The 26,330-nt window shown below is 64.5% G+C and carries 22 protein-coding genes; 18 read left to right on the top strand and 4 right to left on the bottom strand.

Annotated features, from left to right (window positions below; genetic code table 11):
- Positions 1-256: 256 nt before the first annotated feature.
- Positions 257-1,648, top strand: coding sequence for a S8 family peptidase (locus tag ACYVGK_RS08410; protein ID WP_460732911.1), 1,392 nt, complete (start codon positions 257-259; stop codon positions 1,646-1,648).
- Positions 1,649-1,721: 73 nt separating this feature from the next.
- Here ACYVGK_RS08410 and ACYVGK_RS08405 read toward each other — a convergent pair whose 3' ends face one another.
- Positions 1,722-6,929 (bottom strand): amino acid adenylation domain-containing protein, encoded by a 5,208-nt coding sequence (locus ACYVGK_RS08405; RefSeq protein WP_460732910.1) that lies wholly within the window; start codon positions 6,927-6,929, stop codon positions 1,722-1,724.
- Between the two features lie 437 nt (positions 6,930-7,366).
- Between ACYVGK_RS08405 and ACYVGK_RS08400 the strand changes: the two genes are divergently transcribed.
- The 14 genes from ACYVGK_RS08400 (at position 7,367) to ACYVGK_RS08335 (ending at position 18,001) form a co-directional block, all read left to right on the top strand.
- Positions 7,367-8,947: a hypothetical protein gene (locus ACYVGK_RS08400; protein ID WP_460732909.1), complete on the top strand. Its 1,581-nt coding sequence runs from the start codon at positions 7,367-7,369 to the stop codon at positions 8,945-8,947.
- A gap of 280 nt (positions 8,948-9,227) precedes the next feature.
- Positions 9,228-9,563, top strand: coding sequence for a Hint domain-containing protein (locus ACYVGK_RS08395; RefSeq protein ID WP_460732908.1), 336 nt, complete (start codon positions 9,228-9,230; stop codon positions 9,561-9,563).
- Positions 9,564-9,987: 424 nt separating this feature from the next.
- A complete protein-coding gene (locus ACYVGK_RS08390) occupies positions 9,988-11,208 on the top strand; it encodes a S1 family peptidase (RefSeq protein WP_460732907.1) in 1,221 nt (406 codons plus the stop codon).
- 174 nt (positions 11,209-11,382) lie between these two features.
- Entirely contained in the window at positions 11,383-11,724 is a 342-nt protein-coding gene (locus ACYVGK_RS08385; RefSeq protein ID WP_460732906.1) for an ArsR/SmtB family transcription factor, read from the top strand.
- Positions 11,721-12,209 (top strand): ArsI/CadI family heavy metal resistance metalloenzyme, encoded by a 489-nt coding sequence (locus tag ACYVGK_RS08380; RefSeq protein WP_460732905.1) that lies wholly within the window; start codon positions 11,721-11,723, stop codon positions 12,207-12,209. Before ACYVGK_RS08385 ends, ACYVGK_RS08380 begins: the two co-directional genes overlap by 4 nt.
- 11 nt (positions 12,210-12,220) lie before the next feature.
- Positions 12,221-12,655 (top strand): arsenic resistance N-acetyltransferase ArsN2, encoded by a 435-nt coding sequence (gene arsN2 / locus ACYVGK_RS08375; RefSeq protein WP_460732904.1) that lies wholly within the window; start codon positions 12,221-12,223, stop codon positions 12,653-12,655.
- A gap of 9 nt (positions 12,656-12,664) precedes the next feature.
- Entirely contained in the window at positions 12,665-13,048 is a 384-nt protein-coding gene (locus tag ACYVGK_RS08370) for an arsenate reductase ArsC (protein ID WP_460732903.1), read from the top strand.
- A complete protein-coding gene (locus ACYVGK_RS08365) occupies positions 13,048-13,719 on the top strand; it encodes an aquaporin (protein ID WP_460732902.1) in 672 nt (223 codons plus the stop codon). Before ACYVGK_RS08370 ends, ACYVGK_RS08365 begins: the two co-directional genes overlap by 1 nt.
- 314 nt (positions 13,720-14,033) lie before the next feature.
- On the top strand, positions 14,034-14,579 hold the full coding sequence (locus ACYVGK_RS08360; RefSeq protein WP_460732901.1) for a dihydrofolate reductase family protein: 546 nt from the start codon (positions 14,034-14,036) through the stop codon (positions 14,577-14,579).
- 22 nt (positions 14,580-14,601) lie between these two features.
- Positions 14,602-15,753 (top strand): alpha/beta hydrolase, encoded by a 1,152-nt coding sequence (locus ACYVGK_RS08355; RefSeq protein ID WP_460732900.1) that lies wholly within the window; start codon positions 14,602-14,604, stop codon positions 15,751-15,753.
- Between the two features lie 9 nt (positions 15,754-15,762).
- A complete protein-coding gene (locus ACYVGK_RS08350; RefSeq protein ID WP_460732899.1) occupies positions 15,763-16,017 on the top strand; it encodes a hypothetical protein in 255 nt (84 codons plus the stop codon).
- Positions 16,018-16,023: 6 nt separating this feature from the next.
- A complete protein-coding gene (locus ACYVGK_RS08345; RefSeq protein ID WP_460732898.1) occupies positions 16,024-16,395 on the top strand; it encodes a hypothetical protein in 372 nt (123 codons plus the stop codon).
- A 32-nt stretch (positions 16,396-16,427) separates the two neighbouring features.
- Positions 16,428-17,249 (top strand): helix-turn-helix domain-containing protein, encoded by an 822-nt coding sequence (locus ACYVGK_RS08340; RefSeq protein ID WP_460732897.1) that lies wholly within the window; start codon positions 16,428-16,430, stop codon positions 17,247-17,249.
- Positions 17,250-17,389: 140 nt separating this feature from the next.
- The gene (locus ACYVGK_RS08335; RefSeq protein ID WP_460732896.1) at positions 17,390-18,001 is read left to right on the top strand and encodes a DUF1579 family protein; all 612 of its coding nucleotides are present in this window, start codon (positions 17,390-17,392) and stop codon (positions 17,999-18,001) included.
- A gap of 110 nt (positions 18,002-18,111) precedes the next feature.
- On the opposite strand, the gene ACYVGK_RS08330 is transcribed toward ACYVGK_RS08335, so the two are convergent.
- Entirely contained in the window at positions 18,112-19,494 is a 1,383-nt protein-coding gene (locus ACYVGK_RS08330; protein ID WP_460732895.1) for a hypothetical protein, read from the bottom strand.
- 363 nt (positions 19,495-19,857) lie between these two features.
- On the opposite strand from ACYVGK_RS08330, the gene ACYVGK_RS08325 reads away from it, so the two are divergent.
- Positions 19,858-20,256, top strand: coding sequence for a ribonuclease domain-containing protein (locus tag ACYVGK_RS08325; RefSeq protein ID WP_460732894.1), 399 nt, complete (start codon positions 19,858-19,860; stop codon positions 20,254-20,256).
- Between the two features lie 54 nt (positions 20,257-20,310).
- Here ACYVGK_RS08325 and ACYVGK_RS08320 read toward each other — a convergent pair whose 3' ends face one another.
- Together ACYVGK_RS08320 and ACYVGK_RS08315 are read right to left on the bottom strand one after the other, a co-directional pair.
- Positions 20,311-20,721 (bottom strand): hypothetical protein, encoded by a 411-nt coding sequence (locus ACYVGK_RS08320; protein WP_460732893.1) that lies wholly within the window; start codon positions 20,719-20,721, stop codon positions 20,311-20,313.
- Positions 20,714-24,067, bottom strand: coding sequence for an nSTAND1 domain-containing NTPase (locus tag ACYVGK_RS08315; RefSeq protein WP_460732892.1), 3,354 nt, complete (start codon positions 24,065-24,067; stop codon positions 20,714-20,716). The genes ACYVGK_RS08320 and ACYVGK_RS08315 overlap by 8 nt, the downstream gene beginning before the upstream one ends.
- A gap of 435 nt (positions 24,068-24,502) precedes the next feature.
- On the opposite strand from ACYVGK_RS08315, the gene ACYVGK_RS08310 reads away from it, so the two are divergent.
- Both ACYVGK_RS08310 and ACYVGK_RS08305 read left to right on the top strand, forming a co-directional pair.
- On the top strand, positions 24,503-25,210 hold the full coding sequence (locus ACYVGK_RS08310) for a helix-turn-helix domain-containing protein (protein ID WP_460732891.1): 708 nt from the start codon (positions 24,503-24,505) through the stop codon (positions 25,208-25,210).
- 38 nt (positions 25,211-25,248) lie between these two features.
- Positions 25,249-26,301, top strand: coding sequence for a hypothetical protein (locus ACYVGK_RS08305; RefSeq protein ID WP_460732890.1), 1,053 nt, complete (start codon positions 25,249-25,251; stop codon positions 26,299-26,301).
- Positions 26,302-26,330 lie beyond the last annotated feature (29 nt).

The following is a 26,330-nucleotide window of genomic DNA, read 5'->3' as shown; positions in this document are numbered from 1 at the left end:
ACTTCTGCCGTCCTGCCGATTCCCCGTGCCTTCTGCTGCGAAAAGCCAGCGACCTTGTGACGCGCTCGTCGATAAGGGCAAACCCTCATTGTTGCAGTCGGTATTTCTCGATACGTTCGGATGGACCGGCGTTCTGCCGGCTACTACCCGGTAACCAGGGAGCGCGCGCCCGGATGGGCCACCGAAGTGCGCACCGGGAAGGCTTGGAGCCGAATGCATGCAATCCAACCTTCAATTCCACAGAGGGATCCACCTGATGTCGAAGTCGAATAAGTTGCATCAGCGCGCGTTGGCCACCGCTATGGCGGTCGCGCTGACCGCCGGTTTCGCCGGTTCCGCCGCTGCCGGCGGCCGTGTCAATACCGGCGGTCTGCATTCTCCGGACCAGACCAGCTTTGATCGCTTCATCGTCAAATACCGCGCCGGCACCAGTGCCGCTGCCCAGAACACCAACCTGGCCAACGCCACCAAGGGCAATGCGCAGGGCCTGGCTGTCGGCCGCGTGCGCTCGCTGGCCGTCGGCGGCGAAGTCGTCCAGACCAACCGTGCGCTGGGCCGGGCCGATGCCGAAAGCCTGATGAACAAGATCGCGGCCGACGCGAACGTCGAGTACGTCGAAGTCGATCAGATCATGCAGCCGCTGATGACCCCGAACGACCCGCACTACAGCACCTACCTGTGGGGCATGCAGAGCAGCACCGCCGGCATCCGCGCCGACCAGGCCTGGAACACCACCAACGGCAACGGCGTGGTCGTGGCGGTGATCGACACTGGCTACACCGATCACAGCGATCTGGTCGGCAACCTCCTGCCGGGCTACGACTTCATCAGCGACAGCCGCACCGCCGGCGACGGCAATGGCCGCGACGCGGATGCGCACGATCCGGGTGACTACTACCGCAAGGACAATTCCAGCTGGCACGGCACCCATACCGCGGGCACCGTGGCCGCGGTGGGCAACAACGGCCAGGGCGTGATTGGCGTGGCGTACGGCGCTAAGGTCGTGCCGGTGCGTGTGCTGGGCCGTGGCGGCGGTTACACCTCCGACATCGCCGACGGCATCATCTGGGCGTCGGGAGGCAGCGTCGCCGGTGTGCCGGCCAATGCCAACCCGGCCGAAGTCATCAACATGTCGCTGGGTGGCCAGAGCACGTGTTCGGCCACGTACCAGTCCGCCATCGATGGCGCCGTCGCTCGCGGTACCACCGTAGTGGTGGCCGCTGGTAACAGCAACATGGACGTGTCGGGCTTCACCCCGGCCAGCTGCAACAACGTGATCGCCGTGGCCGCACTGAACAAGTCCGGCACCCGTGCCAGCTACTCCAACTACGGAAGCAAGATCGACGTGGCCGCCCCGGGCGGCGACACCGGCGACTGCACCACGCTGATCGTCTCCACCGGCAACGCCGGCACCAGTGGCCCGACCACCGAGAACTACCTGTGCATGGCGGGTACCTCGATGGCGGCGCCGCACGTGGCGGGTACCGTCGCGTTGATGCAGGCCGTTCGCACCACGCCGCTTACCCCGGCGCAGGTGGAGAGCATCCTGAAGAGCACGATGCGCGCGTTCCCGGGCAGCAATGACAAGCCGATTGGTAGCGGCATCATCGATGCCAATGCGGCGGTGAACGCAGCGGCGACGTACTGATCGCTTCGGCGATATCGAAGGGCTACAAGAACCCCGGCTTCGGCCGGGGTTTCTTGTTCAGGTGGGCCGAAGATCAACCGTCGACACTCGCGTCGCGTCGTTGATCACTGACATCTGCAGATCCGCTCAAGGAATGATCCGCCGTCTGTGAAGCGTTCGGCGGGCGTGTCGATTCAGGCCATGTCGCATCACTGGTGCCCATCAGCATTGCGCGCAGTCGGCGCCAACTGCTTTCCAGCATCCCGCCCAGCGAACGCGTGGCGCGTGCTCTGGAATTCATCGATACCTGTTCGGCAAGCGCTCGCAGGCTGCTGGTCGCGAGCTGCAGGATCGTGACCCTGGAGCCGGTCAATGCCTCGATCTTTACCACGGCGCGCATCGCCAGCAACGAATGACCGCCCAGTTCGAAAAAGTTGTCGTGGCGTCCGACCGACGCCACGCCGATCAGGTCTTTCCAGATGTTCGCAATCGTCTGTTCGACGTCGCCGTGCGGCAGCTCGTAACCGATACCGGCAGCGGTTTGTGCGGTATCCGGTGCCGGCAGGGCGGCGCGGTCCAGCTTGCCGTTGGGTGCCAGCGGCAAATGCGGCAGGAAGACGATGTGGCGGGGAACCATGTACTCGGGAACCGAGGTGCGCAGATGCGTGCGCAACGCGCTCTCGTCCGGCACATCGGTTGTCGGGACCACATACGCGACCAGCCGCGGATCTCCCGGTGTCGCCTCCCGAACCACTACCACGGTACGCGAAACCTGCGGATGTTCGAGCAGCCGCGCTTCAATCTCTCCAGGCTCGATGCGATGTCCGCGCAACTTCACCTGGAAGTCGAGCCGCCCGAGGTGTTCGAGCAGACCGTCGGCGCACCAGCGACCGCGGTCGCCGGTTCGATACAGACGCGCGCCGGGTCGACCGTCGAACGGATCGGCGATGAAACGTTGCGCGGTGAGTTCGGGCCGGTTGTGATAGCCCAGGCTGACGCCGGCGCCGCCGATGTAGATCTCGCCGGTTACGTCGAGCGGGCAGGGGCGCATGTGCGCATCGAGCACGTAGATCGTGGTGTCGGCGATAGGGCGGCCGATCGATATCGCACGGTCGGAGCGGACCTGCCAGCAGGTCGACCAGACCGTGGTTTCGGTCGGGCCATACAGATTCCACGTCTCACCGCTACGCGCGAGCAGCTGTCTGGACAGGTCGTCGGCCAATGCCTCGCCGCCGACCAGGATCTTGAATTGCGCATCGCCTTCCCAACCGGCTTCGATGAGCATCCGCCAGGTTGCAGGAGTGGCCTGCATGACCGTCGCCTGGCTGGATTCCAGCAACTGCCGCAGCGCGATGCCGTCCGATGCCGTGACACGGCTCGCCATGATCACCTCGGCGCCGACACACAGGGGCAGCAGCAGCTCCAGTGCAGCGATGTCGAAACTGAGCGTCGTCACCGCCATCAACCGGTCGGATGCGGTGAGACCGGGGGCGTGCGCCATGCTGGCGAGGAAATTCTCCAGCGCCCGATGCGGTACGACGACGCCCTTGGGCGTCCCGGTGGAACCTGACGTGTAGAGCACGTAAGCAGGATCCTCGCCGCGTGCATCGCGTTCGGGATCCGTGATCCATCCGATGTCGGCACCTGCGTCTGCATCTGCGAGCAGGTCGACTAGGCGCAGGGTGCGCTCCGGGGCTACGAGCGACTCCCATCGTCCCGAGCTATCCAGCATCAGATCCAGTGCCGCATCCTCGGCCATGAATCCAAGACGCGACGATGGATATTCGGGGTCGAGCGGCACATAGGCGCCGCCCGCCCTGAGGATCGCGAGTATCGCCACGACCATCCCGGTGCCGCGCGGCAGGCACACGCCGACCCGGGACCCGCGTGACACCCCACGCGCGCGCAACCGGCGTGCGGCACGGTCGATACGTGTGCCGAGTTCCCGATAGCACATGCGCTCGCTGCCGAAGCGCAGGGCCGGTGCATCGGGATGGCGGGCCATCTGCGCCATCACCTGATCCACGATCCGGCCGCGCGCAAGCGGACGCGCGGTCGCATTGCAGTCGACCACCAGTCGCACATGCTCATCGCGCGGCAGCACGTCCAGTGTCGCGACGTCGTCGTCCCCGCCGGTTTCGAGCGCCGAAACCAGCGCCGTGATCGCCGTGGACACATAGGCGGCGACACGCGCCGGATCGACTCCGGTGATGCACTGGGCGGTGATGGTGAAACCGTCCGAGGACTGGTCCACGGTCAGGGAGATCGGGTAGTTGGTTCGCTCTTCGTCGGACATCAGCGTGATGCCGAACAGATCGGGATGCCGGGCGACGCCATCGGGCGCAAAGCGGTTACCGTCGCAGTGCCGGAAATTGAGCACGGAGTTGAACAGCGGCGAGGGCGCCGGCACGGCGCTGCAGGATTGGGTCAACACCAGCGACGCGTGCTCGTGTTCCACCATCGCTGCCAACTGCGCATGGACGGCGGCAACCGTCCCGCGCACGCTGCGTTGCGCCAGTTTGACGCGCAGCGGCAGTGTGTTCATCAACAGCCCCATGCTGTTGCTGGCATCGCCGCCAATGGCGAGTCGCCCGGAGAACACGGTGCCGAAGACGATGTCGTCCGCGTTGCTGCAGCGGGCGAGCACCACCGCCCAGGCCACATGGAATAGCGTGGCCGTGCTGATGCCAGCAGTGCGCGCCACGGCGGACAGCCGCGCGCACATCGCCGGGGAGAGTCGGATCCGGCTATCCGAAGCCCGGTTGCCGTCGATGCGGACATCGACCAGTCCGAATGGCGTGGTGGGCTCGGACAGGTCGCCGAGTTCGTGCTCGAAGTAGGTCTTCGCGTCCGCCGGGTCGCGAGCCAGAACCTCGCCGACAAAAGTGCGGAACGGTACCGGCCTGGGCAGGCTCGCCTGCGTGCCCGCCAGGATCGCCGCGATCTCGTCCCAGAGCACATCTTCGGACACGTGGTCGTTGATGATGTGGTGCGACAGCAAGGCGAGCGTGCATCCATCGCCGTCCGGGTCGTCCGCCACGAACGCCGAGAACAACGGAGCCTCGTCGAGCGCCATGCGGCAGACCCTGGGATCGGTCAGCTCCAGTAATTCGCCGAGGGGAAGTCTCGCCACCGGTAGCTGCACACGGCGCACTACCACCTGCACCGGCTGCGAAAGGCCATGCCAGAGAATGGCCGTACGGCAGGCGTCGTGCCGGTCGATGACCTGCTGCAGGGCGGCGAGGAATCGTTCCGCACGCTGGCGCGAGTCGAAGGCGAGCAACCAACGCGACAGATAGGCATCGCCCTGCTGCTGCAGGCGGTGATGGAATAGCATCCCCTCCTGCAGCGGTAGCAGCGGATAGATGTCCTGGACGTTGGCCAAGCCGCCCGGCACCTTGGTGACGATGCGTGCCAGTTCCTCCGCTTCGAGTTGCAGCAGCGGAAACATCGTGGGGGTGAGGGCGAGGGCACCTTCGGGCACGCGCGCCGCGGGCGTTGCTGCCGCAGTCGGTGGTTGCGAAGCAACCATTGCGGCGCACAGGCCGGCAAGTGTGGGATGGTCGAAGACCATGCGCGCACTCGCCGCCAGTCCTCGTTCGTGCAGTCGTTGCAGCAGGGTCACCAGCAGCAACGAATGCCCGCCGAGTTCGAAGAAATGATCGTCGCGGCCCACACGTTCGACTGCCAGCAACGATTGCCAGATGCCGGCGACCTCCTGCTCGAGCTCACCGCGCGGTGCTTCGAAGGCGTGCTGGGCGAGGGATTCGCGCGAAAGCGCCGACAGTCCCGCGCGGTCGATCTTTCCGCTGGCCAGCATCGGAAGCTGCGGCAGCAACACGATGGCCGAGGGCACCATGTACCCGGGCAACTGAGCGCGCAGCGCGTTGCGCAGTGCGGCCGCCTGCAGACCCTCGCCTGACGCAAAAGCCACCAGCCGCGGCTCGCCTGGTGCATCGGCGCGCAACACCACCGCGCAGGCGGCGACACCCTCGATGGCCGCCAGCGTCGTCTCCACCTCGCTGAGTTCGATCCGGTAGCCCCGCAGCTTTACCTGCGTATCGGTGCGACCGATGAAGTGAAGCTGGCCATCCGCATCCTGGCGCACCCGATCGCCGGTGCGGAAGAGCCGGGCGCCCGGATGCACGGGATGATCGATGAAGCGCTCGGCCGTCAGCGCCGGCTGGTTGCGGTAGCCACGGGCCACGCCGGCACCGCCCACGTACAACTCACCGACGGCACCCGGCGGCACGCAGCGACGCTCCGCATCGAGCACTTCGCACCAGGTGTTGTCGATCGGTCGACCGATCGGTAACACCGCATCGCATGCGAGTGTGTGCGGGACTTCGAAATGCGTGGCGTCGATGGTGGTTTCAGTGGGGCCATAGAAATTGCCCAGTCGCACGCCGGGCACGATCTCACGCAGCCGGCGTGCCAAGTCCGGTGACAGTGCCTCGCCACCGCAGGCTACGTAACGCAGTCGGCCGGGCACCAGCGAACGCTCGGACAGCAGGCCGCGCAGCAACGACGGCACGCAGTTCAACATGGTCACATGTTGCCCTGCGATCACGCCGGCCAGGTGCTGCATGTCCACTTGCCGATCGGGCAGGGCGAGCACCAGGGCCGCGCCGCCCTGCAACGGCGCGAAGAACTCCGCCAGCGTTGCATCGAAGCTGATCGAATTGCACTGCAGGATGCGGTCGCCGGGAACGATGTCGATGCAGTCGCGGAACCAGGCAGCGTGGTTGGCCAGCCCCCGATGGAGAACTTCGACGCCTTTGGGCCGACCGGTAGAACCAGAGGTGTATATGACGTACGCGAGTTGCTCCGCCGCGATCTCGGTGTCGGGATTGGTCGCGTCCAGCGCGAGCGAGTCCCACGCCGTATCGACGCATACGCATTCGATGGGGCCGGCATCGGCGGGCAGACGCCCTCGCAGCCATGACTGCGTCAGTACTACGGACGCGGCGGTATCGGCGAGCATGAAAGCCAGCCGCTCTTTCGGATACGCCGGATCCAGCGGCACGAACGCGCCACCCGCTTTCAACACCGCCAGCAACGCCACCGGCAGGTCCAGCGAGCGTTCCATCAGCACGCCGACGCATACCTCCGCCCCGACTCCCAGCGCCTGAAGGTGCCGGGCCAGCCGATTGGCACGACGGTTAAGCCCGCCGTAATCCAGCGATTGCCCGTCAAAGAGCGCCGCCGTCGAATGAGGACGCAGCTCGGCCCAGCGCTCGATCGGTCTGTAGACCGGATCGAAACGCGCATCGGCAAGCCTGACCTCCCATGCCCCCGCCATGCCCCTTCCCCTATTCGCCGCACAGCACCAACCCCGGCTGGATGCGACGTCTCATCTGGTCAAACGAGGCGGCCCTGAGGCCCCGGCCATCCCGGGTCAGCGCCGGCGCGCGCTTTCGGCCAGGAGATGGCCTTGCCATCCGCGCTCGACGACACCTTCCCAGGTGTCGGGTGTCGCTCAAAGGGTCTGCAGAGCCGGACCTGCGGCTCAGCGGCTCAGCCCCTGAGATGGCAGTCGTCTATCGTCCAGTCGCGCACATTGCACATCGGTGGACCTCGTCTCTCCATTTCGAAGTGGGGCCCGGGTGCTTGGGGCGCTGCCATGCTTTCGACATCTTTGATGGGCTTAGTGGCACGTCCCGGAAGGTATGGTCGCGTGGTGATTCGATAGTTAGTTGGTGAAGACGTTTGGAATGGAACGACTAAAAGGAGCTGGAAATGCAATCGATTGGCAATGTTCCGCATGAGTCACGGTTTGTGGATGTGAGGGGATTTCTTCTGTGCGCGCTGTTACTGCTCTTGGGGGCGGGTCTGGTTCCCAATTCGGCGCAAGCCCAGGCGTGGACGCTTAACCAGGCGCAGCGCCAGGCGTATCTGAACTACTACGCGCCAGTAATCCTGCAGCGCGCCGAGGAAGACAGCAGCAAACCCGGGCGCGACTGGATTTCCAATTACGACTTCGATCGCGATTCAAATTTCTCCAACAACCGCTACACCTGGGCGAATGTGTTGTCGAATTACGTCGCCGCTGGCGCGGCTGGTTCGGGCGCCTACCAGAACTGGCGCATCCGGCCAACCTTGTATTCGTCGATGGTCGAGTACATGGATAACGGCAGCAAAGGGGTGTTACTGCTCTTTCACGTCTTCCATCCAGTGGACAAAATGGCCAGCCAGATCCACGACTGGGAGCGCATCGAGATTTCGGTGCGCGGCGTGACCGGCACGCCAGGCGGCGCGGGCGAAGTCGTCGGCCACGTCACGGTGACCAGTCATTCGGATCACGTCATGCGTAGTGCCGGCAGTTCGGATCTCAAGTTCATGCAGGTCGCTACCGGCAAACACGTCCTGATCTGGCAGGCCGACGAGGACACCGGCTACGGCACCACGCATGCGCACGAACTGCATTTCGTGCAGGACTCCTACAGCACGATTAGTGCGAGCGTTGCGTCGAACGGCACGGCCGATGTCGATGTCACCAACGACGATGACAAGAACGTGCATTACGTCTGGGTGCCCGAGGCCTCCTCGGCGGCTGTGTCGGCGTGGAATGCGAAGCCGATCAGCTATTCCAGCGCGTCGTCCCTGGCTTCCCGTCGCGACAGCCAGACGTCGTGGTCGCAGGTCAAGCGCATCACCTATGAACTGCAGGACATGGCCGATGTATTCGCAACGCAATGGGGCGGATCGACATGGTCGACCAGCTGGACGGCCGACAGCACGGAGGACGTGTTGCTCGATAGCCCGATCGTCAACGAAGCCGGTGTGACCGAGGTGCCCGCTGGTCTGCAGCGGTTCTATCTGGGCTCACGCGATGCGTACAGCTCCGACGGGACCGATGGCCGTGATGGTGTGATCGCGAAGTCGTGGTTCTGGGGCGCGTATTCGGCCGAAGCGAATGCCGATGACTTTACTTCCGGCTCGGATGACTTCGGGGGCTACGATGGTGCAGGTCGTGACAGCTTCAACCGCACCCGCGCCACGGCGAGCGGCGATGCCGGTTCGATCGGGAATTACTGGCGTCAGCACGATTTCTTCGTCCATTCCGGTGTGCTGGACACGCGTGAACATTACGAAGCCGGCATCTGGCTGGTGGGCGCGTGGTACCTGCCGGAGAACGGCGGATTCGATGGGCGCTGGGCGCAGCTGTTCGACGACCGACGCGATTACGAGGCGCCGCCGGTTACCCCGCCGACTTGTCCCGTAAACGGCGCGACGCAGTGCGAGATCAAGGGCGGGACGTGGAATGCGACTACGTGCACGTGCAAGGTTGTTTCGTGTCCGTCGTGTCAGATTCCTTGAGGTCGTAGCGCCGCTCAACCTCCTTCCTCAGTGGGTAGCGCCCGCTTTAGACGTCTCCCCGCGATGCGGGGAGGCGGACAAGGTTGATTTGGCGGTGGGTCGGGGAGGGTGGCAGGGGCGGAGCGCCTCCGTCGGCAGGTCGCCGGGGCAGGGCGATACCGGCTGTAGGGTGTTTTCGACCGTTCGTCGTTCTATGCTGCGCGGCCCGGATGTCGCCCATTCCGGGCCTAGTTCATGGGGCGGCAGGCCCAGGGCCACGACGGAAACGGGGGAAACTGAAATGCGTACCTACAAGCTCGCGGCCGCGATGGTCGCAATTGGCCTCATGCCCGCAGCGGCTCGCGCTGACAGCAATGGCGTCGGCATGGGGGTGTGCAGGAGCGGCTTCGCGGACAACACCGTGGTGTCTACCGAATCGCGCGGCAACGTGACCATTGGTCAGCTCAGGGTCGACGACCGCGTGTGGTCGTTCAACGAAGGCGCCGGCAAGCAAGGCTGGAGCAAGGTGTTGCGCCGCATCGATGGCGGCCCGAATTACCGGATTCTGGCGGACTTCACCGAGCCGGGCTCGAGCAAGGTCACCAAGGCCTGCTGGCTCATCAAGCCGGCGACCTGATCGGCAACGAGCGACCAAGCAAAAATGTGTTGGCCCGGATAAGCGCAATGCATCCGGGTCTGGTGCGCGATGGAAGCCTCGTTCGCTTCGCGATCCCGGCTACGGTTATCCGCGCCATGCCGAATCTGGCTTCGGTGACCTGCCAGCCGCCGACGGCCAAGCGGACCTGCGCGCGGCGATGATTGCCTTCATCGTTGCGTTCATGACAGTAGTGGTCGGGCAAGGCCCCGGCTTGCATGAACGATTCAATTCGGCGACCCGCGATACCTAAGGTCGTCGCTTTCCGTGCTTCGCGGCTTCACGCCCCTTGAATACCACCGCGGACAGCATCGCCCGGCCGGGCCACTTCGATAAGCGCGTTTCCCTCATCGCAGGGGGAAGACAGGTCCTGCAAACCGAACCCAATCCGACTGGAGATTTGCAGATGCGCAAGCTTGTTTCGTGGGCCAAGCGCGGCCTGATCGTGCTCTCGCCACTCCCGCTCGCCATGGCCATGACCGCTTCCGCGGCGCCTCCGGAGACAGTGCCGGCTGCGCTCCGAGCGACCATGCAGCGTGACCTTGGCCTGACCTCGGCGCAGTTGTCCCAATACCTCAAGGTCGAACACCTCGCGGCGCTGCAGGAGAAGCAGCTGGCCAAGGCGCAAGGGCGCAGCTTCGCTGGCAGCTGGATCGAGCGCGGCAGCGACGGCAACTTCCAGTTGGTGGTCGCGACGACGAAGATCGGTCCACAGAAGGCAGGCGCCGACGTCGAGATCCGTAACGCGCGGCGCAGCCTCAACGAGCTCGACGCGTCCAAGGCACAGCTCGACGCCGTGCTGGCCCGCGGCGGCAAGGCGCCTGGCGGCGTGTATGGCTGGTACGTTGACGTGCCCGGCAACAGCGTCGTCGTCAGCATCGGTCAAGGCCGGCAGCAGGCCGGCATCGACTTCGTCGCGGCGAGCGGCGCCGATGCCCAGAACGTGAGCTTCGTGATCGACGAAGAACAACCTAGCCTGCGTAGCGACCTCAAGGGTGGCCTCGGCTACCTGCGCAATCCTGGTGACGGATATCTCTACGCCTGTTCAATCGGCTTCAACGTCACCCAGGGCAGCACGCCGGGCTACGTCAGCGCCGGTCATTGCGGCGATGCCGGGGAACCGGTGTATCTGGAACTGTCACCGCAATGGACCGTCGGCCCCAAGATCGGCACGTTCGCCGCTTCGAGCTTCCCCAATCCCGGGCAGACCGGCAATGACTGGTCCTGGATCAGGGAGGACGCAGGCAACAACTTTCTGCCAACCGTATACGGCTGGGGCAAGGGTGACGTGACTGTGCGCGGCAGCACCGAAGCTGCCATCGGCGCCGCGGTTTGCCGTTCCGGTCGCACCTCGGGTTGGCGCTGCGGCACGATCGAAGCCAAGGGCCAGACTGTCAACTACAGCACTGGCGAAACGATCCTCAACCTGACGCGCACCACCGCGTGCTCCGAAGGCGGCGACTCGGGCGGATCGTTCATCACCACTCCCGGCCAGGCACAGGGCGTGTTGTCCGGCGGCAGCGGCAGCTGCAAGGGTAAGCAGCCCAACAGCCGCACCCGCAGCTTCTTCCAACCGGTGCTGCCGATCCTGCAGACGTACAACCTGACGCTGCGTACTGGTCCCTGATTCGCTCGATGCTGCAAACACGACGCCCCGGCTTGCCGGGGCGTTTTTCTTGCGCAGTCATTTCATGATCACTGCCCGAACGCGCTTGCGACGTTTGATGTGTTTGGCGTGTAGCTGGCAGGGAAGGGTGGGAGCCCGGTTGACTAATTTCCATATTTCCGGAAATATGGAAATATGGAAACCACCACCGCACTCGCTGCTCTTGCCGCCCTCAGCCACGAGTCCCGTCTCGCAGCCTTCCGGCAATTGGTCCAAACCGGTCCCGATGGGCTTTCGGTCGGCGAACTGCGCGAGCGTCTTGATCTGCCGCCGGCCACTCTGAGCGCACACCTCAACGTGCTGCGCGCCGCCGCGCTCGTGGAGGACCAGCGCGAAGGCAGGGTAATCCGGGTTCGGGCCAACTACGGGCAGATGAACGCACTACTGGCCTATCTGACCGAGAACTGCTGCGCCGGCACCGTCGGCTGCGGTCCGGCTTCGGTCTGTATGCCACGCAAGAAAGGAGCAAAGCCATGAACCGATTCCACGTGCATCTCAATGTCGCCGATCTCGCTGGCAGCATTCGCTTCTACACAGAGCTGTTCGCCATGCAGCCCACCGTGGTGAAGCACGACTACGCCAAGTGGATGCTGGAAGACCCACGCGTGAACTTCGCCATCTCAAATACCGGGCGCGAGCCCGGTATCGATCACCTTGGGTTGCAGGTGGATACCGCGGATGAACTCGACGCGCTCGGTCCTCGCCTGGCCGCTGCGGGTGGCACGGTAGTGCCGGAGGATGCGGCGATCTGCTGTTACGCACGCTCCGACAAGCTGTGGACCGAAGATCCGCAAGGTACGCGCTGGGAAACCTTCCACACCATGGGCGAAGCCACCACCTATTACGCCGCCGATGCAGCGTGTGCGACCGATGGTGCAGCGTGCACACCGGACGTGCGCGCGATGAAGCCGAAGGTAGACAAGGGCGCCGCGTGCTGTCCGCCACAGTCCGGGTGCTGCTGAGGCGACGACGCATGCAATTGCGACCACCGAACGAATCCGAGCGCGCGGGCATCCGTGCTTTGCTCGCCGGCAACGATCTGCCGATTCAGGACCTGGATACGGCAACAATAGACTTCACCGTCGCCGTCGAGGACGGGCGCATCGTCGGCGTGGTGGGACTGGAAATACTCGCGGATGCCGGACTTGTGCGCTCGCTCGCGGTGGAAGCCACGCACCGTGGCAGCGGCACCGGCGCTGCGTTGGTGTTAGCCGTCGAAGCGCAGGCGCGGCAACGCAATCTGTCGCAACTCGTGCTGCTGACGCAGACCGCCGAAACGTTCTTCGCACGGCGGGGCTACGGAGTCATCCCGCGCAGCAGCGCGCCGGCTTCCGTGCAGACAAGCGGCGAGTTCCGCTCGATCTGTCCGGCATCCGCAACCTGCATGTCCAAATTCCTTATTCTCTGAGACTGCTCGATGAAGCGTGTTCTTTTCGTTTGCGTTGAAAATTCCAACCGCAGCCAGATGGCCGAAGCCTTCGCGCATATCCATGGCGGCGACGCTGTCGACGCGCTGAGCGCCGGTTCTGCGCCATCGGGTCAGATCAATCCCAAGGCGGTGCGGTTCATGGCTGAACTCGGCTATGACCTGACTACGCATGCGTCGAAATCGCTCGACGAGATCACTGGCGAGTTCGATGCCGTCATCACCATGGGCTGCGGCGACAACTGCCCGTGGGTTCCGGCGAAGCAGCGCGAGGATTGGGGCCTGCCGGATCCGAAGCACATGGATGACGATGGCTATCGAGCGGTGCGCGACGAAATCTCCGCGCGGGTGAAGCGACTGCTGGCGGAGCTGTGATGACGCTTGCTCGAAAACTGCTCGCCGAGTTCCTCGGCACGGCCGTACTGCTCGCGACGGTGGTGGGGTCCGGGATCATGGGAGTGGCGCTGTCGGGTGGCAATGACGGCATTGCGCTGCTGGCCAACGCGACTGCGACCGCCGGCATCCTGTATGTATTGATCACGGTACTGGGACCGATTTCGGGTGCTCACTTCAACCCCGCGGTGAGCATCGCGATGCGCTTGCGTGGCGAGCTGTCCACGAGGGAAGCGCTTGCGTACATCGCCGTACAAGTGGTCGCCGCGATCGTCGGCGTGCTGCTGGCGCATGCGATGTTCAGCCAGCCGTTGTTGCAACCCGGTACCCATGTGCGCACGGGAGCGGCGCAGTGGCTGAGCGAAGGCGTGGCCACCGCGGGGCTGTTGCTCACGATCTTGCTGGGGCTGCGTGCGCGGCCCAAGGCGATTCCGGCGCTGGTGGCGGGTTACATCTTCGCGGCGTACTGGTTCACAGCGAGTACGTCGTTCGCGAATCCTGCGGTGACTGCGGCGCGAGCTCTAACGCAGACGTTTGCCGGAATACGGCCGGACGATGTGCCTGGGTTCGTCATGGCTCAATTCGCCGGAGTGGCGGTGGCGCTTGTCGTGGACAAACTGCTGGGAGCCTCGGCCCGGCGCGTTAGCAACTAATCCGCAGGGGCGAAGATCAAAGGCCCCCTCATCCGCCCCTTCCCTCAGCAGCCCAGCACCCGCGTCGACCTTCTCCCCAAATTGCGGGGAGAAGGCGTGCCGCTGCTGGCAATCAGGGTCAGATTGACTCTTACCTCGCAGGTAATCGACGTCACGCTCCCGACCGGCTTTCATGCTGCCTAGCGGTAGCGGAGAACGGCGCGATAGGTATGCGCCACGCTTCTCCTATTCCCGCCTGTTCATCTCGGGCGCAGGCAGCGTGTCGATTTCAGACCAGGCCGAACGTCGTTCTTCAAAACAGCCGGAGCAAGGTAATGAGCAAAGTGGTCGTCACATCGTTCATGAGCATGGATGGTGTCATCGAGGCGCCGGAGAAGTGGTCGTTCCCGTACTGGAACGACACCATCGAGCGCTTCAAGGATGAGGAACTGAAGGCGGCTGACGCCCAGCTGCTGGGTCGGAAGACCTACGAAGCGTTTGCGGCGGCCTGGCCCTCGCGATCGGGCGACTACGCGGACCGCTTCAATCAAATGGACAAGTACGTCGTATCGAACTCGCTCACGCACGCTGACTGGAACAACACCCACGTCATCGGCGGCATCGAGCGGTTGGGCACGGAACTGCCGCGGCTGCGCGCGCGCCATCAGGGAAGCCTGCTGGTCCACGGCAGTCATTCGCTGGTTCAGGCGCTGGTGCAACAGGACCTGGTCGACGAGTACCACCTGTTGGTCTATCCGTTGCTGCTTGGCGAAGGCCGGCGTCTGTTCGCCAACGGCACCCGGACAAATCTCGAACTGCTCAGTTCCACTGGGATGGGCTCAGGTGTTGTCCTGTTGATCTATAAGCGCCCGGTGGTCTGACGCCCGACTTTTAGGAAGCTTCATGAGAGCGCTGTTCAAGCCAACGATCGCAGTCGCCTTGTTCGTCGTCGCACTGGCCGTGCCCACCGCAGCCTCCGCCGTGGAACCGGGGCCACACGACCGCGCGGCAGCGACGCGGATCATCGCGGACATGCGGAAGATCGTCGTACCCGGCGGCATCGAGCGGCAGGAAAAAGTGCACATCGGCGGGATCGACCAGTGGATCACGATCCGCGGCAACGACCCGCGCAACCCCGTGCTACTGATGCTGCACGGTGGGCCGGGCTGGGTGTCGATGCCGACCAGCTGGTACTTCCAGCGCGGCTGGGAGGAGTACTTCACGGTCGTGCAGTGGGACCAGCGCGGCGCCGGAAAGACCTACGGTGCCAACGATCCGGCCGCCGTCGCGCCGACGATGACGATCGAACGCATGGTGGCCGACAGCGAGGAAATGGTTGCGCTGCTGCGGAGAAAGCTCGGCAAGGAGAAGATCTTCGTATTGGGGCATTCCTGGGGCAGCTATCTAGGCCTGCAGCTTGCGCAGCGTCATCCCGACTGGCTGCATGCCTACATTGGGGTAGGGCAGTTGATCGATGGACCGGAGAACGAACGTCGAGGCTGGGCCTGGACGATGGAGCAGGCGCAGCGCGACCGCAATGCCGAAGCCATCCGCGAATTGCAGTCCATCGCACCGTATGCGGAATCTGATGCTCCGCTGAAGCTGCAGGACCTGTTCGTACAGCGCAAATGGCTCAACCGTTACGGAGGAATGGTGTACGGCCGTACCGGAGGCGATGCGGAATCGGCGGCGGTCAACCTCTCCCCCGAGTATTCCGATGCCGATCTCGCGAACATCTGGACAGCTAATGAGTACTCGATGGACAAGCTGCTTGCCAAGGTGCTCACGCTGGACCAGAGCCACATCCGCGATCTGCGCTGCCCGCTGATCCTCTTTCTCGGACGTCACGACGTGAATGCATCGTCCACCCTGACCGCCGAATGGTACGCGCGAGTGCACGCGCCTTCGAAGCAGCTGGTGTGGTTCGAGAATTCCGGGCACGAAGTAATGAACGAAGAACCCGGGAAAATGCTGCTTTCGCTGGTGCAGATTGTCCGTCCAATCGCGGAGCGGGCAGGCGATGCGCCGAATACGGCCTCCATCAAAGCCCCATGAGGTAAACGCATGCGCTGGGCGCTCCTGCTTTCCCTGCTGTTCACCGCTGTCGCGGGTGCCGCGGAGCTTTCGCCGTTTCAGCAATGGCTTTCGTTCGTGCAGGGGATGGCGTTCAATGCGGCCGGGCCGTCCGGCATGTATGCCGCGCAGGACAAGCAGGAACTGCAACCGGGCAAGGTGCTCTATCTGCGTCCTGCCAGTTCGCGTGCTGCACTGCGCTGGTCGTCGGTGCCGATCCAGGCATCTTTGGTGAGGGCGCTCTGAAATTACATGCCTACGAAAGAAGAGCTGCTCAATCACCTGTGGCGCTCGATCATCAATGCGCAACTGCACCCGGAAGCGTTGTATCGCGTGGTCGAGAATTGCAAGCGCGACCCAGACGCCCCATTCGCCGATGTGGGGCTTGCGATCGAACGTGTGCTCGCGCGTGGCGCGACGCCGAACGACCTGTGCCTGATCGCGCGAGGAACGGCTTACGAAGCGGTGTTCGCCACCTTGTATGCGCTGGGCGACCTTGGCGTGGATGCGGATGACGTGTTTGGGCTTTACGAGTGCCTGCTCGGTGCGGACCCCAGCGGTATGGAAGGGCGCCCTGGCTCGGCCAATGTCATCCGTGGCGGCGGCAACTCATCCGGGCGCTAGTCCCATTGCCAATTACTGGGGTATGCATAGCGATGAACCAGATCATGCCGGTAGGCCGACTGCTTCGCGAATGGCGGGGCGTACGACGTTCAAGCCAGATGGATCTTGCGCTCAAGGCCGGCTTGTCGCCGCGTCATTTGAGCTTCGTGGAAACCGGTCGATCGCAGCCCAGCGCACACATGGTCCTGCGCTTGGCCGAAGCGCTCGATCTGCCGTTGCGTGAGCGCAATGCGTTGCTCATCGCCGCGGGATACGCGCCGCGGTATCCCGAGAGTCCCTTGGCCATGCCCGAATTGTCGGGTGTCCGGCGCGCCGTCGACTACATCCTGCAGCAGCAGGAGCCTTACCCAGCGTTCCTGGTCAATCGGTATTGGGATGTTTTGGGCGGCAACGCCGCCGCCGAGCGCCTCGGCGCAGCATTGCTGGGCGGACGGCCGAGCGCGCACGGCAACATGATCAGGCAGGCCTTCGATCCGAATGATCTGCGCGCAATCATCGTGAACTGGGAAGAAGTTGCCGGAGATCTGATCCGTCACCTGCATGCGATCGTAGCGGCCTCCCCAGGCGATCACATCGCGCGCGGCTTGCTGGAGGAGGCGCTGGCATATCCGGATGTGCCAGCGCAATGGCGGCGCCCGGACCTAATCCAGCCGCCATCGCCGGTACTCACTACGGTCTTCTCGGTGGATGGCCGCGAATTGCGCTTTTTCTCCACCATCACCACCTTCGCTTCGGCCGGCGATGTGACGTTGCAGGAACTGCACATCGAAAGCTGCTTTCCGATGGACGAGGTCACTGCGGACTTCTGTCGCGGTCTGGCTACGATGAATACAGGATCACTACCTCCCACGTAATCGACGTCGTGCTTCCACTCCGCTTTCATTCGTCTTCGACGACGAGCAGAGGCACGAGCGATGTGCGGTGCTGTCGTCTAGTTTGGCGGTGGCGCAACCCGTGCCGACGCCTGCCCACTACATGAGACAGGAGGCACACGATGAACGAACGTTCCGCAACTGCATTCGCACTGGCCCTCGCGCTGTCGCTGGCTTCAGCGTCGCCAGCCGCCGCCAACATGCCGACGAAATCCAAGCTGACGCCGGAGCAGCGGTCCGCCCTGTTCGAAAGAGCCGGAATGGTCGGACAGCAACACCGGCGGATCGCAGCCTTGGCCGGCGACTGGGACGTCACCGTCTCGTTATGGTTGGAGCCGGGGCAGTCGTTGCCGGTGGTGGAGCAGGGCACTGCCACGTTCGCCATGGTGCTGGGCGAACGACACCTGCGCCAGGATCTGCGCTTCTCCGCGGGCGGTAAGCCGTTCGAAGGCGTCGGCTATATCGGATACGACAATGTCACCGGCGAGTACTTCAGCAGCTGGATGGATACGAGTTTCACCGGCGCGATGCTTGCGCATGGCGCATACGACGCGGCAAGCAACGCCTATACCTTCCAGGGAGCCCAGTCGGATCCGACCGGTGAAGCCAAGGCGACCCCAGTTCGCGAAGTCCTGCATATCCTTGATGTCGATCATTTTTCGTACGAGTACTACGAGGTTCACAGCGGCAAGGAAAGGATCGCGGTAAGGCTGGAATACCAGCGCGTGCGCTGACTGCGGTTCTCGATTTGGGTGGGCCCAAGAATATCGGGGGCAGCTCAGCTGCCCCCGATTCTGTTTCCGCGGAGCACTCGATCTGGATCGGTGCACTCCGACATTACTTGTTAGTCATCGCTCTTCGGCAGCTTTGCGATCTGAATACCCAGAATCATCGGCTGATCCGACGTCGTCGTGCCCGTGAAGCTGGAGCCGTTGGAGTCCGCGTTCCAGCCCGACTTCTCGCTGCCGCCGCTGGCTTCGAAGGTGAACGGACCGATGCGCAGTCCGGTCGCCACCTTGAACTTCTCCGAGAACTGCTTGAACGTCGAAGCGCTGGTGCGAATGCTGAAGCTCGGCTTGTAACCGACGTACATGCCGGTCTTGAGCAGGTTGAAGAAGCCGCTTTCGCCGTACACCGCCTGCGTATCGTCCTCGCCGTAGGGGCTGTAGCCGCGGATGAAGGGCCCCTTGGCCATGCTGCGAACGAAGCCGCCGTTGTACCAGGGGCTGGGCTGGATCTGGATCAGGTCGATGGCCGCGAATTCCAGCGACACTTCCACTTGGTTGTCGGTCTCGAACGCATCGATGCGCTCCCACTGACCGTTGACGCGTACTTCCCAGAACAGCTGCTGGATCTTGGCCTGACCGCCGGCCCAGCTCTTGCTGAAGTCGTACGATGATTCGCGGCTGCTGAAGCCCATCGTCGCCCCCGCGGGACCCTTGCCGGCTTTCACCTTATCCAGCCACTGTGCGGAGTTCTGCGAGATCGACCAGTTGGGCACCTTCGGCAGCTTGGTGAGGTTCGGGTCGGCGAGGCGAACGTAGAAGTCCTCGTTGATGAACTGATTGCGCGCGTCGGCCAGGCCAGGGGTGTTGGCCTGATCGACCAACGCGGCCAGGTTGATCTCGGCCTGTTCCATCTTGTTGAGCGCCGAAGCGATGTTGGTCTGGTAGCCGCGACCGGCAGGCGTGCCCAGCCATTCGGTGAACGGCGGTGAGTTGTCCTTGACCAGGTCGTCGTAGCGCGCCAGCGCGATGTCCACGGCCTGCGTGTACTGATTGCTGGCTGTGGTCAGCGCATCGGTGGCGACATTGATCTGGTCGCGCAGGATCGGATCGTCGGTGGCGACCGGAATGACGCGGAGGAACTGCTGGTAGGCGAGGTCGACACGGTCGCCGCCGGAGACGTAAGCCCCCACGGCATCCCACTGCGGAGCGGTCGAGCAGAAGTCGTACTGCGGGCTGCTGATCGTGCCGGCGGTGGCCGTCGGCCAGGTCCAGCTCACGAACGGATAGATCAGCTGGAAGTTGTTCGCGGAGGTGCCGAGCGAGTTGATGAGGGCGCGATACAGCAGGCCCCACGGCTTGTCGTCGGCTTCCGCGGCTGCCAGCGCGCGGGCGTCGCCGCGGGCCCGGCGGAGCAGGCGACGGCTGACGGCGCCGTGGGTGAAGGCGGAGATCGGACGCGCTTCTTCGCGTTCGAGGGTCTCGGTGCTTGATGCGGACATGACAAAGCTCCTTGCGATGAGCCGGCCTCCAGTGGCCGGCGACGATGCCGATCGCCGCGCATCGATCGATGCGCAACCCCGGGCGTGGCAACCGTCGCTCCGGTGGCGGCACCCTCGCTCGGTCGCCAATTCGCCGCCTGACGGCAACCTTACGGGTCGATAAGTTCTTTCGGATCAGCGGGTTGCGCGTTGCTGGTTGCGGCTGCTTCGCTGGTTGCCGAGGGCGCCCGCGGCGTGGGCGGGCAGAGAAAGAGCGCTCGCGGTGCAATCGTCAGGTTGTCGTCAGGCGCATCGGGGGAGAGCGGGAAAGGCTGTGCACCGCGTATGCACCCCGCAACGCGTTCACCCTCAAGGAGCTTCACCATGAACAAGACGATCGCACTCCGCCGGGTTGCCGCCGGCGCACTCATCACCGGCCTGCTCGGTGCGTTGCCGGCGGCACAGGCCGGCACGCCCGGCTGCAAGGGCCTGCATTCCTCGGTCAAGGAGGCCATGCGCACCATGTCCGTGTGCATCACGATGGATAACCCGCCGCTGGCCTGTAACCGCCAGGATATGGACGTGCAGCGATTCAACAATGACGAGAAGAAGCTGCCCAAGTCGCGTCCGCCGCAGGAGTACTGGGAAGGCAAGCTGCGTGACGGCCCGAATGCGGGCACCTGGCGGCTGGTCTATCTGGTGACGATGGGCACGACCAAGAACAAGGTCGATGCCCGCTACTTCACCAACGACCACTACAACACGTTCTGCAAGATCGACTGAGACTTGCACAGGAGCGCATCGCCCGGGCCCTGCCGGGCGATGCGTCGCAGCGCGTCAGCCGCGGGGCAGGGGCCGGACTTCCGGATCGTTCCCGACCTGGGGGTCGCAGCCGAAGATGATGTCGCGGCGTTCGTCGTGGACGATGATCGAGAAGAAGATCAGCGTCTGGATGTTGGCGTGGTTCTTGAAACGGACACTGCGCCCGTCGTCGGCGACTTCGACATCGTGGATCTGCTTGTGCGAATCGGAACTCAACAGGGCCACGATCCGGAAATACTCGGGAACCTCGTCCTGGAATACATAACGCATGCGCAGGCCCTGCTGGCCCTTGCCGACCAGCACCATGTGCGGCGCGAAGCTGTAGAAGTAATTGCCATCCTTGGTGTTGCCGCCGAAACCGGTGTAGGCGACGGTCAGGAACATCTCGCGTTCGAGCGGTTTCAGCGGCGGGTTTTGATCAGTCATGTCGGGCTCTCGATGGTGGTGCGGGGAAATCGAACAGGGCGATGAAGTCCGGATGGCGGTAGCCCGCGGCCTTTAACCGGGCAAGCGGCACCGCGAGGGCACCTTCGGCGCCGGTTCGTTGCAGGGCGCGCACCCAGACATCGAGGACGCTCGGGTCGTGCGTCGTTTTCGCCGACGGCCCCAGTACGTCGCGCGCGCTTTGCCAATCGGCGCGCGCCTCATCGATGCGGCCGGCCTTGGCGAGACGGTCGCCGCGCCAGAGTTGCGCATGCGCCAATGTGATGGCCGCCAGACGGTCATCGGGAGCGCGTGAGTGGCGCGACTGCAGTTCTGCGATGACTGCTTCGGCTTCCTGTTCTGCTGAGCGGTCATCGGCTTCAACGCCTGCCAGACGCAGGCGCACGATCGCATCCAGTGTGAGCCATTCGGGCAACGGCTCGGTTTCGCGCAGTAGTGGCGCGAGTGTGGTGTGCGCGGCTTCGAGCGTGCGCCGCGCGTGCTCGCGATCAAGGCGAAGCATGGCAATCCAGCCGACCTGTAACTGGGCATGAGCCAGGTCGCGTCGCCAGACGCGATTGTCCGGTTGCTGCGCGGTGAGCTTGGACAAGAGTGCCAGGCTTTCCGACGCGTCGCGTTGCGCGTCGTCGACCAGTCCACGGGAAAGCGCCAAGTCTGCGCTTCGCAGTAGCGAAGTCGCCAGCCGTCGACGCCAGGCATCGGCACTGGGCTCGTCGCGCAGCAATTCGCGCAGCATGCCGATCTGCTGATGGAATCCCTCGGCTGCATCGCTCAACTGGCCTTCGGCCTGTTGCGCGCTGCTGAGCCAGGCGAGGGAATCGATCAGCTCATAGCGCAGAGATTTGTCGGCGGGACGTTGCTTGAGCAACTCGCGCTTGAGCTCGATGGAACGCGCAAACAAGGCCGCGGCTTCCAGACTGCGGTCGCGACCTTGAGCCAGCGTGCCGAGATTGTTGAGAGCGTAGGAAAGTTCGAGACGCCAGCGCGGATCGTTCGGGGCGCGTGCGATCAACGCTTCGGACGCACGACGGTATTCCTGCCAACGGCGTTCGGTTTCGTCGAAATCCTTGTGGCGATAGGCGTAATCGCCTAACCAGTAGGCCGTGGTGCCGGATTCGGCAACCGCTTCGATCGAGTCCGGCGCGCGTGCGCGTGCCCGTCGCGCCACGGCATCGGCGCGCTGGAACGCGCTGTGCGCCGCATCGAAGCGGCCTTGGTTCATGAGTACTTCGCCGATGGTGCGTAGCGCGCGGGCATGGTTGATGAGTTCGCGCGGCTGCATGTCGGCCGCCGGCAGGCGTTCCAGATAGTCCAGCGCCTCAGTGCCGACGCCATCCAGTAGCTTGAGATTGCCGACCGGGCGCAGGCCTTCGGCGAGGTCGCCGAGCATGAAGTCCACAAGGCCCTGCGCCTGGTTGCGGCGCTGCTCGGCTTCCTGTCGCGCCTGCTGTGCCTGCCACCCGAACGCCACCGCAATGCAACCCGAGGCGACCAGTCCACCAACGGCAGCATTGCGAAGATAACGGCGACGCCGCACGGCGCGTTCGGATACGTGCAGGAACTCCCGTTCGTCCGTGGACAGATCTGCCGATAGCCGGCGCGCGGCCTCGAGTGCTTCTTCGAGCGGACGGCCGGGGTTGAGCAGGCGATCAGAACGACGCTGCTCGCCGACCCAGCGACGGCAGGCGCGCCGCAGGCGCTCGCGTGCCTGCAGCAACGCCTGGTTCTCGCGTGCCCATTCGCGGGCGCGCGGCCACTGTCGCAGCAGTGCTTCATGCGCGACACCAAAACCCGCTTCGCCGCCGCTGAGGCCGCCGACGAACAGACGCGCGCGCACGAAGGCTTCCACCAGCGCATGCGCGTCGGCATCTTCCAGCATCGACATGGGCACGCGTCGTGCCGTCACAGCGTCGCTGTCGGGATGCGCGACCACCAGCCGCGAGAGCACGCCATCCAGTCGCGCCTGGGCGGCGGCAGGCAAGGTCGCGAAGACGTCTTCCGCGCGATGCGCCAGCGCCCCTTCGAGTCCACCGAATTCGCGATAGGCACGGAAGCTGAGAAGACCGTCGTCGTCGCGACGTTCGTACAGTGCCTGCAGCGTGTGCTGGAGCAGAGGCAGGGCGTCCGGGTGCTGTGCCGCCGCATCGCGCAATGTGTCGTCGAGGCGAGCAGCGGTTTCCTGGTCTTCGTCGAAGCGTAATCCGGCCAGCGCGGCCGGTGCACGAATGATTTCAGCGATCTCACCGATGTGCGGGGGCAGCAGGTCGATATGCCCTTCGCCGGCCTTGAGCGCCGCGATGGCGGGAACCGCCTCGATCAGGCGCGGATAGAAATCACTGCGGGTCATCGCGATCACGGCGACGGAATCGCAGCCGCACAGGGCGCTCAATGCGGCGCCGAAGTCGCTCCGATCGCGATCCGTCATGCCGGGCACGGCGACGGCAGCCTCGGCATGATCGATCGTGAGCAGCAGGCAAGGATGCCGGGGAGCAGGCCCGCGCGATGGCGAAACGCGCGTGAGAGCGTGAGCGATCCGGGCGCGCAACGCGTCGGGTGCTCCACGCAGCTCCTGCACCCGGTCGCGTACATCGGACGCAAGGAATACCGGTCGTCCGTCCAGCGACCACTGGCACAGCGCTTCGGCGATCCGCGTAAGCAGATCGCCGCCTGCGCAGGAGCCGAGGTCGCAATACGCCGCTGACATCGCATGCAGACCGTCAAAGCCACCGGGCTGGCTGAGCAGTGGAACGACCGCGGCCCGGAGCAACGACGTCTTGCCGCAACCGCTGGCGCCGGAGATCAGTACGAAGGGGCTGCGGTTTTCGACCTGCCGGCGCAGCGTCGCCAGGACCTCGGCCGTCGCGCGGTTGCGGCCGAAGAACAGGGCCGAATCCATGTCGTCGAACGGCCGCAGGCCAAGGTAGGGGCTGCCGCCGGACCATGTTTCGCCGCGCGGCAGTCCATGACGGTAATCGTCGGGAAACGCGACCTTGGCGATCAAGCGATATCCGCGCTTGCGGATCGTCTCGATGTAGCGGGGCGCGCGACTGTCGTCGCCGAGACGACGACGCAGCTGCGCCATCGTCTTGTGCACCGGGTTGTCGCCGTAGAAGGTGCCGCGCCATACCTCGATCAGCAACTGCTCGGCGCTCATCACTTCGCCGGCGCGTTCCGCCAGCGCGACGAGCACTTCCATCATGCGAGGTTCGAGCGTGACCGGACCGTCCTCGCCGATCGCGAGCAGCCCGTCGGGTTGGATCAGCAGCCCGCCGATGCGGAACTGGGTGATCGACGCGAGTGATTTGATCCGTTCGCTGCGTTGCGGCATCGCTGCACCGATATCCTTATCGTGCTGATCGTGCTGATCGTGCTGATCGTGCTGATCGTGCTGATCGTGCTTGTCATGGTTGCGATTTGACCGACTTGTCCGTGTCGGTAGAGCAACCGTTGCGGGAGCATATCAGGCAAGACCATTTCCTCGGCAGTCATTCGCCGCCGCTTACTCGCCTTGCCCCTCGCCCCGCTTGCGGGGAGAGGGACCGCGTCGCGTAGCGACGCAGGGTGAGGGGAAGTAGCGTCTGCGCACTCTTGGGTCAAAAGCGCCCCTCATCCGCCCTTCCCTCCGCGGGCTATCGCCCGCTCCGACCTTCTCCCCGCTTTGCGGGGAGAAGGGCAAGAACGAGGTTGCTCGTGTGATGCCGGTGGCGCAAAGCACCAACCTTTGGCTCATGCACGCGGCTTCACCTGCCGCGACGATTGGTCCATGGCTTCAAATACCTGCCACGAAACCCATCACGAGCGCGACTCCCAGCTCGCGACTCATCGCCACGACCGCCCGTACGCGGCGCTCGTGGTCGAAGGCGAGTACACGGAAGTGAGCGCGGAAGGGGCGTTCGCGTGCTCGCCCGGAACGCTTCTGCTGCACCCGGCATTCCACCTGCACGGCAACCGGTTCGGTCGGCATGGCGCACGCGTGGTCAACGTGCCTATGCCCCAGGGGATTGCGGTACCGGATATGCGTGTCCTGCGAGTACCGCATCTGCGCGAGGCCCGGGACGTTTTTGCTTCCGACGGCCGGGAACTGGCCGACCTGATCGCGACGTCGCAATTCCAGGCGGCGAACGACAGCCCCGACTGGCAGGTCGCGCTATTGGCGGCGCTCACCAGGAGTGATGCATCAGTCGGTGCGCTCAGCCAGGAGGTCGGTGTGTCCGCCGCGCACGCCAGCCGGGCGCTGCAACGCACGCACGGCCTGGGGCCGCAGCTGCTCCGGCGCGAGCTGCGCTGGCGACGGGCGCTGGCGAAGCTCCACAGTGAGGCATCGCTCAGTTCGATTGCCCTGGACTGCGGCTTCGCCGACCAGGCGCACTTCACCCGCGTCACACAGGCTTTCACCGGCATGACGCCAGGCGCGCTGCGACGCCAGATCAAATGCGTTCAAGACACGACCCCGGGAGCTGCGGTCTCCTGAGCTACCGGTCGCGCTGCGATCTTCTGGAAGGCTCCCCCATGCGCCTGCTCGCCTCAGCCCTTGTTTCCCTGTCGTGCCTCGCCTCCGCTCTGCCGGCAGCGGCGGCGTCTTCTCCCGTTGCACTGGATGCCATTGCCCGCTCGACGGGCGCCGTTCTTCGCGGTGAGGCGCGCGAAGCCGTGACCGTGCTGAGCGCGGTGCCGGCGGGCGAGTTCGAAGGCGCGGATGCCACCTATCGCGGTTGCATGTTGCAGCGATTCGGTGGCAAATCACCCGTCGCCGTGGGACCGATCGATGGCTTCGCCGGCACCGTGCTCGCGGCCTATCAGGACTACTGGTGGCGGTCGCTGATGGCACCTGACCAGCGCGTGGCGCAGGAACAGCTGTTGCTGGACAACGTGCGCAAGGCTATGGGTAAGAAGGCCGGCGATGCCAAGGACTTCGAGACGCTCGAACCCCTGCTGCAGCGGGAACTGGAAGCGCAGGGCTATCACGCGCTGCTCGGCAGCACACCGCCGCTCAGGGAATTGATGTTGTGGCGTAAACAGACCACGCGCGAATACCAGGTTGATCTGCCCGAAGGCATGCAGAACGTGCGAGCGGAACTGCTCGACGATTTCGTCAGTTTCGGCTGGAGCGGCTATGGCCGCTGCGAACGGGGTTCCACCGGCGGCTGGGCTACGGAAGAGGCGCTGTATGCGGTGGTGCCTGCGTACAAAGACGGCATGGACAGTGAGGCGTTCCGCATCGTCTTTCTCAGCCATGAGGCCCAGCACTTCGCCGACAAGCGACGCTTCTCCAATCTGGAGAACTGGGAGCTGGAATATCGCGCCAAACTGGTCGAACTGGCCTACGCCGGCGATGTCGTGAGCCACAAGCGCCTGGGCGGGTTCATCAGTGCGCAGGGCGACGATCCTGCCGCGCCGCATCCCTATGCCAATGGGCGCGTCGTCGCTGCACTGCGCACGCGGCTTGGCATGGAGCCCGATCAGGCGCCATTGGCGCGGCTTCAGGAGGCGGCAAAGGCGGAATTGCTGGAGGATTCGCGGCGGCGCGAGGCCGCCGTGGCGAATGCGGGGTCGGGGCACTGATACCGCAATTGATTCACTGCGACGAAGCG

This window comes from Lysobacter tyrosinilyticus (genome assembly GCF_054779815.1).
Note: the sequence above shows the minus strand (reverse complement) of the source record. Positions and strands in the feature narration are given on the sequence as shown.